The following is a 14,669-nucleotide window of genomic DNA, read 5'->3' on the forward strand; positions in this document are numbered from 1 at the left end:
AAGGCCTGAAACGAAAAGGTTTGACCAAAATCAAGGTGGCGGTCTGTAAAGGCGGCCACTCTCCCCCCTGAGCATTTCCAGGAAAAGCGGAACAGCTTTTCCGTCCGGACAATACGTAAAACAGAGACTGAGATCGCTCTGGCGATTCGAAGAAAAGCCAGAACGATCTGAAAACGACATGTCACCGAGGAGAGAAAAATGGGTTACAAAACGATACTGGCAGTGGTCGACAATGTTTCGAACACGCAGAAGCTCGGCGAATTCGTGGTAAGCCTTGCCGACCAGTTTTCCTCACATGTGATCGGCCTGCACATGGAAACGCTGGCCGCCGTTCCGCTCGTCGCACCGATGGAAATTCCCGATCCCGCCACCGTGCAGGCTTTGCAGGATGTGGCGCACAAGGAAACCACCGATGTCGGAACCCTTTTCAAACGCACGCTGTCTGCCAACGGCGTCTCGCATGAATGGCGCAGCTTCGTCACGTCGGTCGGTTACGCCTCCGCATCCGCCATCGACAGCGCCCGTTGCGCCGATTTGATCGTCGCCCGCCAGAGCAGCTCCTCGGCACTGTCAGACAGCCGCTCGGATATTGACGGTTTCCTTTATGAAAGCGGCCGTCCCGTTCTCCTGGTGCCGCATGTGCTGACCGTCGCCAAGCCGATCAAGCGCGTCCTCATCGCCTGGAATGGCTCGCGAGAGGCCACACGCGCCACCTTCGACGCCCTGCCCTTTCTGAAAGCCGCCGAAAGCGTCGAGATCTTCTCCGTCGACCAGGCAGAGAGTGAAACACAGTCCCCCGGTCTTGCCGGCACGGAACTGGCCGCAACGCTTGCTCGCCATGGTGTCAACGTCACCGTGACCTCGCAGGAAAAGATCGCCGGCGTTTCGCCGCAGGCGGCCATCGAAAACCGTCTGTCGGATAACAGCATCGACCTTCTGGTCATGGGCGCCTATGGCCATTCCCGCTGGTGGGAACTGCTGTTTGGCGGCGTCACGCGCACCCTGCTCGATTCCATGACGGCGATGACGCTGCTCTCGCGCTAAATATGGAAGCGGCGCAAACACGCCGCCGCCCCCTCAGCATTCCGCATGGATCGAGCGAGTGCCGCATATTTCTTCTCCCCGCCGGGGAGAAGTCCGCGGCAGCGGGATGAGGGGCAAGGGTAGAGATATTCGGCTACGTTGCCCCCTCATCCGACCCTTCAGGCCACCTTCTCCCCGGCGGGGAGAAGAAACAGGTGGCAATCTCCCGGCTCAAACAACACGCCTCACGCGGAAAGCTTGCCTTTTTGCCGGTCTTGCGGCTATTAGCCAAAGCCATCGACAATTTTGACCAGATGGTAGACGACATGTCCCTTCCCGATAAAGCCTTTCCCGTCTCCTGGGACCAGTTCCACCGCGATGCCCGTGCGCTTGCCTGGCGTCTTGCCGGCCTCGATAAAGAGTTCCGGGCAATCGTCTGTATCACCCGCGGCGGCCTTGTACCGGCGGCGATCATTTCGCGCGAACTGAACATCCGCCTGATCGACACGGTCTGCATCGCCACCCGTCATGACTATGTCAATCAGGGCGATACGGTGCTGCTGAAGGGCGTCGACCCGAAACTGGCGGCGGATGGCGGCGAAGGCGTGCTCGTGCTTGACGATCTGACCGATACCGGCAAGACGGCGCTGGAAGTGCGCGAAATGCTGCCGAGAGCCCATTTTGCCTGCGTTTACGCCAAGCCGAAGGGCGTGCCGACCATTGACACCTTCGTCACCGAAGTCAGCCAGGACACCTGGATCTATTTTCCCTGGGACATGGGCTTCACCTATCAGGAGCCGATCGCCAAGGGATCGCGCGGCTGATTGCCCACAGGGGAACCCATTTCTCATCCGTCATTCCGGCCTTGAGCCGGAATCCAGCCACGGCGCGTCTGCGCCGTGAGAAGACTCTCTCGCGATCAAGGACTTGATCGCGCTGGACCCCGGATCTGGTCCGGGGTGACGGAGTGCGGATGCACCAACCGCGCAAGACTTCCCCCAGCAATATCCACTCTTTCGCCGTCCCACCCGGGGCGGCTTTTTTGTGTGAAAAGGCCTTTTTGCCGACAGCGGAAAAACACGGAAAAACCGCAGTGTCGCCTTTATGCCTCACCCCGGAAATGCTGGTTTTTGGCTTTCCGCTGCGGAAACCAGCCCCGCACAGGCTTGAGATTTCCCTGCCAAGTAACTGATTCTTTTGAAAGCTTTTGCTTTCCCCGTTTTCCACAGGCACTTCACACAATATCTTGTGGTTAAAAATGCGTTTCAATCTATGGCTTGACGAATCTATGCCGCAAGAGGAAAGTGACAGTTATGTTGCGGCGGCAACGGACCGGAAAGTAACGAGGCCGGTTCCTTTCAATCTCAGCTCGCTAATCCAGACGCGGCGTCCCGGCCATCAGGGGGCGGTTTGCCGGTGGGTTTCTGCGCGCCTTCGGGAACCGCCAAAAACATGACGCGGGGACTGGCGGCAGGAAGCTGTTGATACTATATTTAGTATTCCACACTATGCTTGCAGCCGAATAAGCCACGAGATACAGGGATCACATCCAAGGATGAACATCCCTTTCAGATCGGCAACAACCGGCTGCGCGAAGACATCGCACGGCTGGACCGGATTTTTGCGCCCTTTGCCGGGCGCCCAATGGACGAGGACAGGAAACCATGCGCATTGAACGTCGCTTCACGAAGCCCGGCCAATCGCCTTATGCGGAGATCGACTTCCGCAAGGCCGTCAGTGAAATCAAGAACCCCGACGGTTCCATCGTGTTCCGTCTGGCGGATATCGACGTTCCCGCGCAGTTCAGCCAGGTGGCGACCGACGTTCTGGCGCAGAAATATTTCCGCAAGGCCGGTGTGCCGAAGGTGCTGAAAAAGGTCGAGGAAAACGACGTTCCTTCCTTCCTGTGGCGCTCGGTTGCCGATGAGAAAGCCCTGAAGGACGTGCCCGAAGCCGAACGTTACGGCTCCGAAACCGACGCGCGCCAGGTCTTCGACCGTCTGGCCGGCACCTGGGCCTATTGGGGCTGGAAGGGCAAATATTTCTCGTCCGAAGAAGATGCGCTCGCCTTCCGCGACGAGCTTGCCTACATGCTCGCCACCCAGCGCGTTGCCCCTAACTCCCCGCAATGGTTCAACACCGGCCTGCACTGGGCCTATGGCATTGATGGTCCGGGCCAGGGCCACTTCTATGTCGACCCCTTCACCGGCAAGCTGACCAAGTCCAAATCCGCTTACGAACATCCGCAGCCGCATGCCTGCTTCATCCAGTCCGTTGAAGACGATCTGGTCAATGAAGGCGGCATCATGGACCTGTGGGTGCGTGAAGCGCGCCTGTTCAAATATGGCTCCGGCACCGGTTCCAACTTCTCCTATCTGCGTGGCGAAGGCGAAAAGCTTTCCGGCGGCGGCAAGTCCTCCGGCCTGATGAGTTTCCTCAAGATCGGCGACCGCGCAGCCGGCGCCATCAAGTCCGGCGGTACGACCCGTCGCGCAGCGAAGATGGTCGTCGTTGATGCCGATCACCCCGACATCGAAGCCTATATCGACTGGAAGGTGAACGAGGAGCAGAAGGTTGCCGCCCTCGTGACCGGCTCCAAGATCGTTGCCAAGCATCTGAAGGCCATCATGAAGGCCTGCGTCAACTGCGAAGCTGACAATGGTGACTGCTTCGACCCGGCCAAGAACCCTGCCCTGAAGCGCGAAATCCGCGCTGCCAAGAAGGACATGGTGCCGGAAAACTACGTAAAGCGCGTCATCCAGTTCGCCGAACAGGGTTACAAGGACATCCAGTTCAAGACCTACGACACGGATTGGGATTCGGAAGCCTACCTCACGGTTTCGGGCCAGAACTCCAACAACTCCGTCTCGCTGAAGGATGACTTCCTGCGTGCTGTCGAAAATGACGGCGACTGGAACCTCACCGCCCGCAAGGACGGCAAGGTCATGAAGACGCTGAAGGCCCGCGATCTCTGGGAAAAGATTTCCCATGCCGCCTGGGCGTCCGCCGATCCGGGCCTGCACTTCAACACCACCATGAACGACTGGCACACCTCGCCGGCCGAAGGCCCGATCCGCGCCTCCAACCCGTGCTCGGAATATATGTTCCTTGACGACACGGCCTGCAACCTTGCCTCGCTGAACCTGCTTCAGTTCAAGGATGCCAAGACGAAGCGCATCGATATCGCCGATTACGAACATGCCGTGCGCCTGTGGACCGTCGTGCTCGAAGTCTCCGTGATGATGGCGCAGTTCCCGTCGCGCCAGATCGCCGAGCGCTCCTATGAATACCGCACGCTCGGCCTCGGTTACGCCAATATCGGCGGCCTCCTGATGTCGTCTGGCATTCCCTATGACAGCGATGAGGGCCGCGCCATTGCCGGTGCGCTGACCGCCATCATGACCGGTGTTTCCTATGCAACCTCGGCTGAAATGGCTGGCGAGCTTGGCCCGTTCCCGAGCTTTGCACCGAACCGCGACAACATGCTGCGCGTCATCCGCAACCACCGCCGCGCCGCCCATGGCCTGTCGGATGGTTATGAGGGCCTGTCGGTCAACCCGGTCGCTCTCATCCATGCCGATTGCACGGATCAGGACCTCATTGCCCACGCAACAGCCGCCTGGGACAAGGCGCTGGCGCTTGGCGAACAGCACGGCTACCGCAACGCCCAGACCACCGTCATCGCGCCGACAGGCACGATTGGCCTCGTCATGGATTGCGACACGACCGGCATCGAGCCCGACTTCGCGCTGGTGAAGTTCAAGAAGCTTGCCGGTGGCGGTTATTTCAAGATCATCAACCGCGCGGTTCCGGATGCGCTGCGTTCGCTTGGGTATTCCGAAAGCCAGATCGCCGAGATCGAGGCCTATGCCGTCGGCCATGGCAATCTCAACCAGGCGCCGGCTATCAACCCCTCGACGCTGAAGGCCAAGGGCTTCACCGATGAGAAGATCGAAGCCGTCAACGCCGCGCTGAAAAGCGCCTTCGACATCAAGTTCGTCTTCAACCAGTGGACGCTGGGTGCCGACTTCCTGAAGGGCACGCTGAAGGTTTCCGACGAGCAGCTCTCCGACATGAGCTTCAACCTGCTCGAGCATCTCGGCTTCGGCAAGAAGGACATCGAAGCAGCGAACGTGCACGTCTGCGGCGCGATGACGCTGGAAGGCGCACCGTTCCTGAAGGCCGAGCACCTGCCCGTCTTCGATTGCGCCAACCCCTGCGGCAAGATCGGCAAGCGTTATCTCTCGGTCGAATCGCATATCCGCATGATGGCGGCGGCACAGCCCTTCATATCAGGCGCGATCTCCAAGACGATCAACATGCCGAATGATGCGACGGTGGAAGATTGCGGCGCGGCCTACATGCTCTCCTGGAAGCTGGCGCTGAAGGCCAACGCCCTTTACCGCGATGGTTCCAAGCTTTCTCAGCCGCTCAACGCTTCGCTGGTGGAAGATGACGACGAAGAGGATTTCGTCGAAGAACTGATCCAGCAGCCGCTCGCCCAGCAGGCCGTGACGATCACCGAAAAGATCGTCGAACGCGTCATCGAGCGTGTTTCGCGCGAGCGTGAAAAGCTGCCGAACCGCCGTCAGGGTTACACCCAGAAGGCAACCGTTGGTGGTCACAAGGTCTATCTGCGCACCGGCGAATTCGGTGACGGCCGCATCGGCGAAATCTTCATCGACATGCACAAGGAAGGTGCCGCCTTCCGTGCGATGATGAACAACTTCGCCATCGCCATTTCGCTCGGCCTGCAATATGGCGTGCCGCTGGAAGAATATGTGGAGGCCTTCACCTTCACCAAGTTCGAACCGGCCGGCATGGTGCAGGGCAACGACGCAATCAAGAACGCCACGTCGATCCTCGACTACGTGTTCCGCGAACTCGCCGTCTCCTATCTCGGCCGCCACGATCTGGCCCATGTCGATACGTCGGATTTCTCCAACACGGCACTCGGCAAGGGCATCCAGGAAGGCAAGACCAACCTCGTTTCCACCGGCTGGACCCGCGGTTACAAGCCGACGCTGGTTTCCAGCAATGGCGGCGAACGTTCGTCTTCCGAGCCGAAGGGCTCGGCAACGGCCACCCCTGCCCGTGGCTCCGCCAACGTCACCTCCTTTGCCGGCTCCGCCGCCCGCAAGCTGGAACCGACGGTCGCCATCGCAACCTCCGAAATCGTCTCCTTCAAGCGGGACTATGAAGAGCGCGCCAAGGAACTGGCCGAAGAGATCGCCGAAGAAGTGATCGACGAGGTGGTTCAGGAATCCCAGCAGACCGCCACCGCCCTCTTCTCCGACAAGGCCGCCGCAGATGCCGCATCGGCCAAGGCGGAAGCCAAAAAGGTGGAAAACGAACGCCGCATGCGCTCGATCGCGCAGGGCTATACGGGCAACATGTGCTCGGAATGCCAGAACTTCACGATGGTGCGGAATGGCACCTGCGAGAAGTGCGATACGTGCGGTGCGACGAGCGGTTGCTCTTGATTGGGGGAACGAAGATCGTAGGATAAGAAGTCTTGAAAGCCCGAGGCTAACAGCCTTGGGCTTTTTTTGTTCAGGTGGCAGGATGTGACAGTTTTCGCCCTCCTGAAGCACCAAAGCCGAGACCTAATGGTCTCGGCTTTGGATACCACGAATAAGCTGACGCTCTCGTGGGGCAAAAAGAGAGCTCTTCGCCCTGTAGCAAGGTCATTGTACGAAGAGTCTGTCTTGGAGTCGAGTTGGGCTCAGCGTTATCCCTATGCGCAAAGCGCAGGAAGAACGCAAATGGACACAAGAAAGATAATTAGTGCACACAAACTAATTGACTACGCTTTTGCCAGTCCGCAAAAGCGGCTAGCAATTATCCAAAATGCACTCCAGCCTCCAACCTTCATTATGGACACAATGTATCCAGATGTCGAAAGAGCGGCTGGACATTTCCTGATTTCGAACCGCAACAACTCAAGTCATCTGGACAAATTGGATGAAATCTACCAGACGCGGGACGCTCATAGTGATCATCACGAGCAGCGTCTGCTAAATGCAATGGATGCAATTTCTCACGTCAAAGCAATGAATTGGCCTTTAAGCGACACTTGGAGCTTGGAGAGCGCGCAAGGATTGCCGACAGACATGACATTTTGCGGCGTGACAATTCGCATTAGGCCATCCGTCATACTAAAAAGACGGCAGAGTGGCTTCCGGTACCCATTTGTTGGTGTCTTGAAGACATATTTCGGCAAGACCAATCCACTTGCCGTCGGAAATGACGGCGAACGAGGCGTGCTTTTTGGGACGCTTCTACATTGGTTTGCGGAAGAAAATTTGAGTTTCTTAGGCACCGCAGATTCAAGTATGTGTATCGCTGCGGATGTGTTTGCCGAAAAGACGTACCTCGGGGCCAGACGCTATAAGCAACGAAGAAAACAACTCGAAGCACTAGCACAGGAAATCGCGGATCGGTGGGAGCCCATCTCTGATCGTTTACAAGAAAGAGACGAAAGCCGGTTTTCTTCGGCACACCAATAGGATCGCAGGTTGGCCATTTACTATATCTGGCCAATCCATCCAATTACCTCAAGGTCATCGCCGTCGATCCAGAGGGAACGGCTGCCGCGCTTCGAAAAGGCGCGGCCTGACCCGCCTCACCCCATAAAATCCAGCAGCAGCTTCACATTCAGCGCCGCGATCACCACCGCAATCAGCCACGCAAAAGCCGAGAGCCAGAGCGGCGCGCGGAGTGCACCCATCTTGGCCTTGTCGGAGGTGAACATCACCAGCGGGAAGACGGCGAAGGAAAGTTGCAGGCTCAGCACCACCTGCGTCAGGATCAAGAGTTCCGCCGTACCGCTGTCTCCGTAAAAGATGGTGACGCCGGCGGCCGGGATGATGGCGATGCCGCGGGTGATGAGGCGGCGTAGCCAGGGGGCGAGCTGCATCTTCAGAAACCCCTCCATCACGATCTGGCCGGCAAGTGTTGCCGTGACGGTGGAATTGATGCCGCAGCATAAAAGCGCCACGCCGAACAGCGTCGGCGCAATGGCAAGACCCAAAAGCGGCGCGAGCAGATTATGCGCTTCGCCAAGTTCGGCGACACTGGTCTGCCCCGTCTTGTGAAAGGTCGCTGCCGCAAGGATGAGGATCGAAGCGTTGATGGTGAGGGCGAACATCAGCGCGATGGTGGAATCGAGCGTGGCGAATTTCAGCGCCTCGCGTTTTTCGGCAATCGTCTCGCCGATTTCGCGGGTCTGCACGATGCCCGAATGCAGATAGAGATTATGCGGCATGACAGTGGCGCCAAGAATGCCGAGCGCCAGATACAGCATGTCCGGATTGGTGACGATCTCGGTCGTCGGTGCAAAACCAAGGATCACCTGCCCCCAGTCAGGGTCGGCAAGCGCCACCTGAATGGCGAAACACACGGCGATGACGCCAAGCAGCGTGATGACCATCGCCTCGACCCAGCGGAAACCGAGCTTCTGCAGATAAAGGATCAGGAACACATCAAGCGCGGTGATGAGAACGCCGAGTTCAAGCGGAATGCCGAAAATCAGGTTGAGGCCGATGGCCGTGCCGATGACCTCGGCAATATCCGTGGCGATAATGGCGATCTCGGCCAGCACCCACAGCAGCATCGCCACCGGCTTCGGATAGGCATCACGGCAGGCCTGGGCGAGATCGCGGCCGGAAGCAATCGCCAGACGGGCGCAGAGCGATTGCAGGACAATCGCCATAATGTTGGAAACCAGTGCAACGGTGAGCAGCGTATAGCCGAATTTGGAGCCGCCGGCGAGCGATGTCGCCCAGTTTCCGGGATCCATATAACCGACGGCAACGAGATATCCCGGCCCGAAAAAGGCCATCGCCCGGCGAAACGTGCCGGCATTCGGCTTGACCTTGATCGAACCGTGTACGTCGGACAACGACAGATCGTCGCCATTCCGCCGCCATCCAAAGACTGGCTTGTCCATTCCAAGAACTTTCAATTGGGAGATTCTGTTTATGCAATTGCAAATCATTCGCATAAACGGAATGGGCTGGCAAGCGGGCTTTTAGGCGCCTGCGCCATCACGAAAGATTGCCGGGTATTGCGTCGTCGGGATCGCCAAGCCGGATGCCCTCGTATCGACGGGAAGCCGCGGCATGAAAGCCGACAGCATCAGCCGCGCCAGGAGGGGCCGGCCGTCAGGCGTCCGGATTGCACCTGACCATTGACAGCATCGATGTCGTAGCGTGTACACAGATCGCCGATACCGGTCAGAGATATTCCAGAAGGAGCAACCGCGTGAACCTGATTGCCCATGTCGAAATTCCCGTGCTTGATATTGAAAGGGCGATGCGTTTCTACAGCGCCGTTTTTGATGTGAGCTTTGCGGAGATCGTCACGATCCACGACAACAGGATGGCCTATTTCCCCTTCGAGGAAGGCAAGGATGGCGCAAGCGGCGCGCTTGCCGAGGGAGAGACCTATGTTCCGACGAAAGACGGGGCCATCATCTATCTTGGCGTGAAAAACATTGACGATGCGCTTGAGAGAGCCGTGCAGCAGGGCAGCGAAATCCTGTTTCCCAAAACGCCGGTCGATGACAATCTCTTCGTCGCCGAAATTTCCGATAGCGAAGGAAACCGCATCGCGGTGCAATCCGCCTGACCCGGCAGCATGCATTGTAAATTGAAGAATGGCCGGCGCATCACTCCGTCTTCGATGCCCGGCCTTCGATGACGAAGGTATGCCGTTCAGGTAACCGCCCTCACGGCCTTGTCATCACCCCTGCCCCTGCCGTTACGGAACAGCGGCACGCGCGCCTGCGTTGATCTCCAGAGAAGCAATCCAATTCCGGGGAAGTTCATGCGAGACGGCAGCAAATTCAGCCTGGTGAACCATCCGAGGCGATGGCCCAGATATATCATGGCACATAGAAGGCCGCGTGACTGGCTGATGACGATCAGCGGCATCGTGCTGCTGTTCGTGGTCGCCGCCGCGGTCGCCATGGGTTATCTCGTCACCAGCCACCCCGGCAAGCCGGAACCCAATCCCGGCATCGTCGAGGAACAGGCAGCGGAAAACGGCGGATAGCGGCAGCGCAGGAAGCGCTGCTCTCCATCAGCTCAGCTCAGGCCCGCAAGGTGCCCGCTGAACTGCGCCTCATGCAGCCGGCTGTAATGGCCCTTGGCAGCCAGAAGTTCGGCATGGGCGCCGGTTTCGGCGATGCCAGTCTGGTCCACCACCACGATGCGCGAGGCATCGCGGATCGTTGCCAGCCGGTGGGCGATGACGAGTGTCGTGCGCCCCTTGGCAAGCTCCGTCAGCGATTGCTGGATGGCCCGCTCCGTTTCCGTATCGAGCGCCGAGGTCGCTTCGTCCAGAATGAGGATCGGCGGGTTCTTGAGGAACATGCGGGCAATGGCGAGGCGCTGCTTCTGCCCACCGGACAATTTGACGCCGCGTTCACCGATGACGGTGTCGAGCCCGAGCGGCATGGCCTCGATCACGCCATCCAGCCGCGCACGCCGCGCCGCATCCATGATCTCCTCGTCAGAGGCGCCAAGCCTGCCATATTCGATATTCTCACGGATCGTGCCACCGAACAGGAAGACATCCTGCTGCACGATGCCGATCTGGTTGCGCAGCGAGGCAAGTTTCATCTTGCGGATATCAATGCCGTCAATGGTGATCGCCCCGCTGGAGACGTCGTAAAAGCGCGGCAGAAGCGAGCAGAGCGTCGTCTTGCCCGCCCCCGAAGGCCCGACGAAGGCAACCGTCTCGCCGGCGCTGATCTTCAGGTCGATATTGGCGAGCACCTGTTTGCCCTCGGCATAAGCGAAACCGACATGGCGATATTCGATGCTGCCGGAAAGCGCCGGCGCCTCGATTGCGTCGGGCGCATCGACAATATCCGGCGCCGTGTCCAGAAGTTCGGTGAACCGGCGGAAACCGGCAATGCCCTTCGGATAGGTCTCGATGACCGAATTGATCTTTTCCACCGGGCGGAAAAACACGCCGACCAGCAACAGGAAGCCAACGAAACCGCCTTCCGTCAGGCTGCCCGTCAGCACGAACCAGGCACCGCAGATCATCACGATCATCTGCGTCAGGCGCATGCTCATATAGCTCAGGGAGGTGCTGGCGGCCATGATCTTGTAGGCGTCGAGCTTCGTGCGGCGGTATTTCTGGTTGTCCTTCTCGAACAGCGCGCGCTCGTGGTCCTCATTGGCAAAGGCCTGCACCACCCGCATGCCGCCGACATTTTCCTCGATGCGGGCGTTGAAATCACCGACACGACCGTAGAGCGCGCGAAAATTCTGCGTCATGCGGCCGCCGTAACGGCTGGTCACCCAGGCGGTGACGGGCACGACGGCGGCGGTGATGAGCGCCAGCTGCACATTGACCGACATCATCAGCAGGAACGCGCCGATGAAGGTCATGATGGCGATGAACAGATCCTCAGGCCCGTGATGGGCCACCTCGCCGATCTCTTCCAGATCCTTGGTCAGCCGACCGACCAGATGGCCGGTCTTCTGGTTGTCGAAATAACGGAAGGAGAGCTTTTGCAGGTGATCGAAGGCCAGACGCCGCATGTCGGTCTCGATATTGATGCCGAGCATGTGTCCCCAATAGGTGACTGTCGCCATCAGCCCGGTATTCAGCACGTAAATGACCAGCAGGCCTACCGAGGCGGCAAGAATGATCGCCCATTCACCGCCCGGCAAAAGCACGTCAACAAAGGCCTTCACCGCCATGGGAAAACCGAGTTCGAGCACGCCCGACAGGACCGCGCAGGAAAAATCGAGGATGAAGAGACCGCGATAGGGACGATAATAGGCGAAGAAACGGCGAAGCATGGCATGACCTGGAGAGCGGGTGCGGCAAAATTTGCGCCGCAGAAAACGGGAGTTCAATTGTCATATTTCAATGCGCGCGCCAAGACCGATGTTCTATTTTTACCAAAATCGTTCAATAGCTTCGGCAATAAACACACAACGGTAATGTGATCGGGTTATATTGCACTTATATGTATCGGTGTGACAGAGTGAATGCATCCCTTCGGGGGAGAATGCGAGAAAGAGCCTGCCGTGAGTAACAATGACAGTCGTAAGCAGAGTGGCGAACCGAGATGGCTTGGTCCCGCCAGTCCGACGCGGATCGCCCTGATCCCGCCCATCTCGGCTGCGCGCTGGCTGCTCGTTCTCGTTGCCCTTGCGGGCACCTATTTCTTCCACGGCTTTCTGGTTCCGGTGCTCGCCGCCCTCGTCATCGGTTTTGCCAGCTGGCCGGTCTATACGCGGCTTCTGCGGCAGGTGGGCGGCAATACCACACTCGGCGCATCCATCGCCATCGTCCTCATCCTTACCTTTCTCGTGGTGCCGATCTTTATCGCCGCCTCCTATACGGCAAGCGAAATCCGCGAATGGTTCGGCTGGGCAGTGCACGTCAACAAGGCGGGTGCTCCCGTGCCGGACTGGATCGCCGCGCTGCCCGGCATAGGCCCGTGGCTCAGCGAACAATGGGTGAAATATATCGGCACGCCGGGCGCCATCGGTGAAGTCATCCAGCTCGTCAGCGGCGCCAATATCGGCAATATCTATAGGGCGATCCTTGCCGCCGGCAACGGTGCCTTCCACCTTGTCCTCACCCTGCTGTTCATGCTGATCGCGCTGTTCTTCGTTTATCGCAACGGCGCCGGCTTCTCCCGCCAGGTCGATCTCGTCGGTGAACGCATCCTGCCGACACGCTGGGAGCGCATCTCCCGCGTCGTGCCCGCCACCATCAGCTCCACCGTCACGGGCATGACACTGATCGCCATCGGCGAAGGCATCATCCTCGGCATCGCCTACTGGATCGCCGGCGTGCCCTCGCCCGTCACGCTCGGCGTACTGACAGGCGTCATGGCGCTCATTCCGGGCGGCGCGCCGCTCTCATTTACGCTGGTGTCGATCTACCTGGTTGCCAGCGGCTCCCCGGCTTACGGTCTGGCGCTATTCGTCTGGGGTTCGGTCGAACTTTTCATCGTCGACAAGACCATTCGTCCGAAGCTGGTGGGCGGCCCGATCAAGCTGCCTTTCCTGCCGACCTTTTTCGGCCTCGTCGGCGGCGTCAAGACCATGGGTTTCCTCGGCCTGTTCATCGGCCCGGTGCTGATGGCGCTGCTGGTGGCAATCTGGCGTGAATGGGTGCGTGAAGTGGAAATCTCCGCCGCCGTAAGCACCGAGACCCCGCCCCCACCGCCCACACAGGACGACCCGGTCGCCGATGCCATCTCGCGTGAAGACGAAAGCGACGAAACGACGGCGTTTCGAAAAGCGGCGTTTTAATTGCAGAAACCTGCGGCGAAAGGCGATTGCCTGAAACACCGGATGGCAGACGAAGATCGTTCACCTCTCCTCCACCATGCCGGACCTGATCCGGCATCCAGTCACGGCGCGTCTGCGCCGTGAAAAGAGTCTATCGCGATCAAGGACTTGTTCGCACTGGACCGCGGATCTAATCCGGGGTGACGTGGGCGGATGTTATGGCGACGTCTTAAACGTCACCATCGCCAGTCCATCCGGCAAATTCATGCCTTCGCCCTAAAGCGCCTTTTCCATGAACATGCTGAGCGGATCCGGCCTGTAGGGCGCAAAGGCCTCGATTTCCACAAACCCCGCCTTGCGGTATAGACCGATCGCTTCCGGCTGGCTGATGCCGGTTTCGAGCCGGATGGCGGTAAGGCCAAGTTCGACGCCACGCGCAACAAGCGTATCCATGATCAGCTTGCCGATCCGCAATCCCCGCGCGTCGGGATCAACGAACATGCGCTTCACTTCTGCCGTACCGTCACCCGCCTCCACCAGCGCGCCGCATCCGACAACACGCCCCTCATGGCGCGCCACAAAAAACGAGGCGTTGTCCTTCTCCAGCAGGCCGATATCGACCAGATGATTGCTCTCGGCGGGATAAAGCGACGCCATATAGGCATTGGAAAGATCAATAAGGCGCAGAACCGCTTCCTGCCGGGGTGTTTCAAGTTTGATTTCGGTGCCCAATGCGATGCCTGCTTTCTCTCAAAAAATGCGTATTTCGTCGTAATGTCACTGCAATCCCGATAGATGAGTTTCTAGAGCATTATTCCCGACAGAGGCAACACACCCCATGAAAACAGCCCTCGTTCTCATGACCTTCCTTGGCTGCGACGACAGCGCCACCGACTGCCACTACCTTGCCACCTCGCAGCAGCGCTGGACAAGCATCGAGCTTTGCGACGCGGTCTCGGAAAAGGAGTTGGAGCGCTACGCCAATGCCTCCTACCCGGTCGTGGTGGCCGTTTGCCAGACACCGGGCGAACAGACGCCGCAGACGGCCGGCACGCAGCCCCCTGCCGCGACGGCACCGGCTGATACGGCACCGCAGGCATCGGCAGCGGTTACGCCGAAGGAAGAGGAAAGCCTCACCAAACAGGCAATCAGCCGCGTCGGCCGTATCCTGCCCTCCACCGAAGGCATAAAGCATTTCCTGGGAACGCCGGTGAGGATGGTTGAAAACAGCTATTCATGGATCGCAAAGCGGTTCGATAAATGATTGCGGGAAATGTCCCGTCCGCTTTCTTTCCAGCTGCAATGCAGAGGTTTCCTGTGAGAGGAAAGCGGCCACTGCCCTCATTCCTGTGCTTGTCACAGGAATGAGGATGA

Annotated in this window: 11 protein-coding genes; 8 read left to right on the top strand and 3 right to left on the bottom strand. The window is 58.9% G+C overall.

Annotated features, from left to right (window positions below):
* The first annotated feature begins 198 nt into the window (after positions 1 to 198).
* The 4 genes from QSV77_RS06890 (at position 199) to QSV77_RS06905 (ending at position 7,532) form a co-directional block, all read left to right on the top strand.
* Complete coding sequence (locus QSV77_RS06890) at positions 199 to 1,044, top strand: universal stress protein (protein ID WP_302732924.1); 846 nt, start codon at positions 199 to 201, stop codon at positions 1,042 to 1,044.
* A 305-nt stretch (positions 1,045 to 1,349) separates the two neighbouring features.
* Positions 1,350 to 1,847, top strand: a complete 498-nt coding sequence (gene gpt, locus QSV77_RS06895) for a xanthine phosphoribosyltransferase (RefSeq protein WP_046798460.1) — start codon at positions 1,350 to 1,352, stop codon at positions 1,845 to 1,847.
* 840 nt (positions 1,848 to 2,687) lie between these two features.
* Complete coding sequence (locus QSV77_RS06900; protein WP_302732925.1) at positions 2,688 to 6,506, top strand: vitamin B12-dependent ribonucleotide reductase; 3,819 nt, start codon at positions 2,688 to 2,690, stop codon at positions 6,504 to 6,506.
* 282 nt (positions 6,507 to 6,788) lie between these two features.
* Positions 6,789 to 7,532, top strand: a complete 744-nt coding sequence (locus QSV77_RS06905; protein WP_302732926.1) for a hypothetical protein — start codon at positions 6,789 to 6,791, stop codon at positions 7,530 to 7,532.
* Between the two features lie 116 nt (positions 7,533 to 7,648).
* Here the strand turns inward: QSV77_RS06905 and QSV77_RS06910 are convergent, their stop codons facing one another.
* Positions 7,649 to 8,974 carry an Nramp family divalent metal transporter gene (locus QSV77_RS06910; protein WP_302732927.1) on the bottom strand — a complete coding sequence of 442 codons (1,326 nt, stop codon included), beginning with the start codon at positions 8,972 to 8,974 and terminating at the stop codon, positions 7,649 to 7,651.
* 314 nt (positions 8,975 to 9,288) lie between these two features.
* On the opposite strand from QSV77_RS06910, the gene QSV77_RS06915 reads away from it, so the two are divergent.
* Together QSV77_RS06915 and QSV77_RS06920 are read left to right on the top strand one after the other, a co-directional pair.
* Positions 9,289 to 9,654: a VOC family protein gene (locus tag QSV77_RS06915; protein ID WP_302732928.1), complete on the top strand. Its 366-nt coding sequence runs from the start codon at positions 9,289 to 9,291 to the stop codon at positions 9,652 to 9,654.
* 198 nt (positions 9,655 to 9,852) lie between these two features.
* Positions 9,853 to 10,080 carry a hypothetical protein gene (locus QSV77_RS06920; protein WP_142840032.1) on the top strand — a complete coding sequence of 76 codons (228 nt, stop codon included), beginning with the start codon at positions 9,853 to 9,855 and terminating at the stop codon, positions 10,078 to 10,080.
* 32 nt (positions 10,081 to 10,112) lie between these two features.
* Here the strand turns inward: QSV77_RS06920 and QSV77_RS06925 are convergent, their stop codons facing one another.
* Positions 10,113 to 11,846 carry an ABC transporter ATP-binding protein gene (locus QSV77_RS06925; RefSeq protein ID WP_142840033.1) on the bottom strand — a complete coding sequence of 578 codons (1,734 nt, stop codon included), beginning with the start codon at positions 11,844 to 11,846 and terminating at the stop codon, positions 10,113 to 10,115.
* 231 nt (positions 11,847 to 12,077) lie between these two features.
* On the opposite strand from QSV77_RS06925, the gene QSV77_RS06930 reads away from it, so the two are divergent.
* Positions 12,078 to 13,316, top strand: coding sequence for an AI-2E family transporter (locus tag QSV77_RS06930; protein WP_142840034.1), 1,239 nt, complete (start codon positions 12,078 to 12,080; stop codon positions 13,314 to 13,316).
* A gap of 255 nt (positions 13,317 to 13,571) precedes the next feature.
* On the opposite strand, the gene QSV77_RS06935 is transcribed toward QSV77_RS06930, so the two are convergent.
* On the bottom strand, positions 13,572 to 14,027 hold the full coding sequence (locus tag QSV77_RS06935) for a GNAT family N-acetyltransferase (protein ID WP_302732929.1): 456 nt from the start codon (positions 14,025 to 14,027) through the stop codon (positions 13,572 to 13,574).
* 106 nt (positions 14,028 to 14,133) lie between these two features.
* Here QSV77_RS06935 and QSV77_RS06940 point away from each other — a divergent pair, with 106 nt between their 5' ends.
* Positions 14,134 to 14,559, top strand: coding sequence for a hypothetical protein (locus QSV77_RS06940; protein WP_142840036.1), 426 nt, complete (start codon positions 14,134 to 14,136; stop codon positions 14,557 to 14,559).
* The last annotated feature ends 110 nt before the right edge of the window (positions 14,560 to 14,669 follow it).

The organism is Agrobacterium sp. V1 (genome assembly GCF_030518355.1).
Taxonomy (GTDB): Bacteria; Pseudomonadota; Alphaproteobacteria; order Rhizobiales; family Rhizobiaceae; genus Agrobacterium; species Agrobacterium cucumeris.

What these genes read in the sequence shown, in the direction of transcription:
- QSV77_RS06925 (WP_142840033.1), bottom strand. Translation starts at nt 11,846, where the DNA reads ATGCTTCGCCGTTTCTTCGCCTATTATCGTCCCTATCGCGGTCTCTTC.
- gpt (WP_046798460.1), top strand. Translation starts at nt 1,350, where the DNA reads ATGTCCCTTCCCGATAAAGCCTTTCCCGTCTCCTGGGACCAGTTCCAC.
- QSV77_RS06920 (WP_142840032.1), top strand. Translation starts at nt 9,853, where the DNA reads ATGCGAGACGGCAGCAAATTCAGCCTGGTGAACCATCCGAGGCGATGG.
- QSV77_RS06905 (WP_302732926.1), top strand. Translation starts at nt 6,789, where the DNA reads ATGGACACAAGAAAGATAATTAGTGCACACAAACTAATTGACTACGCT.
- QSV77_RS06900 (WP_302732925.1), top strand. Translation starts at nt 2,688, where the DNA reads ATGCGCATTGAACGTCGCTTCACGAAGCCCGGCCAATCGCCTTATGCG.
- QSV77_RS06910 (WP_302732927.1), bottom strand. Translation starts at nt 8,974, where the DNA reads ATGGACAAGCCAGTCTTTGGATGGCGGCGGAATGGCGACGATCTGTCG.
- QSV77_RS06940 (WP_142840036.1), top strand. Translation starts at nt 14,134, where the DNA reads ATGAAAACAGCCCTCGTTCTCATGACCTTCCTTGGCTGCGACGACAGC.
- QSV77_RS06890 (WP_302732924.1), top strand. Translation starts at nt 199, where the DNA reads ATGGGTTACAAAACGATACTGGCAGTGGTCGACAATGTTTCGAACACG.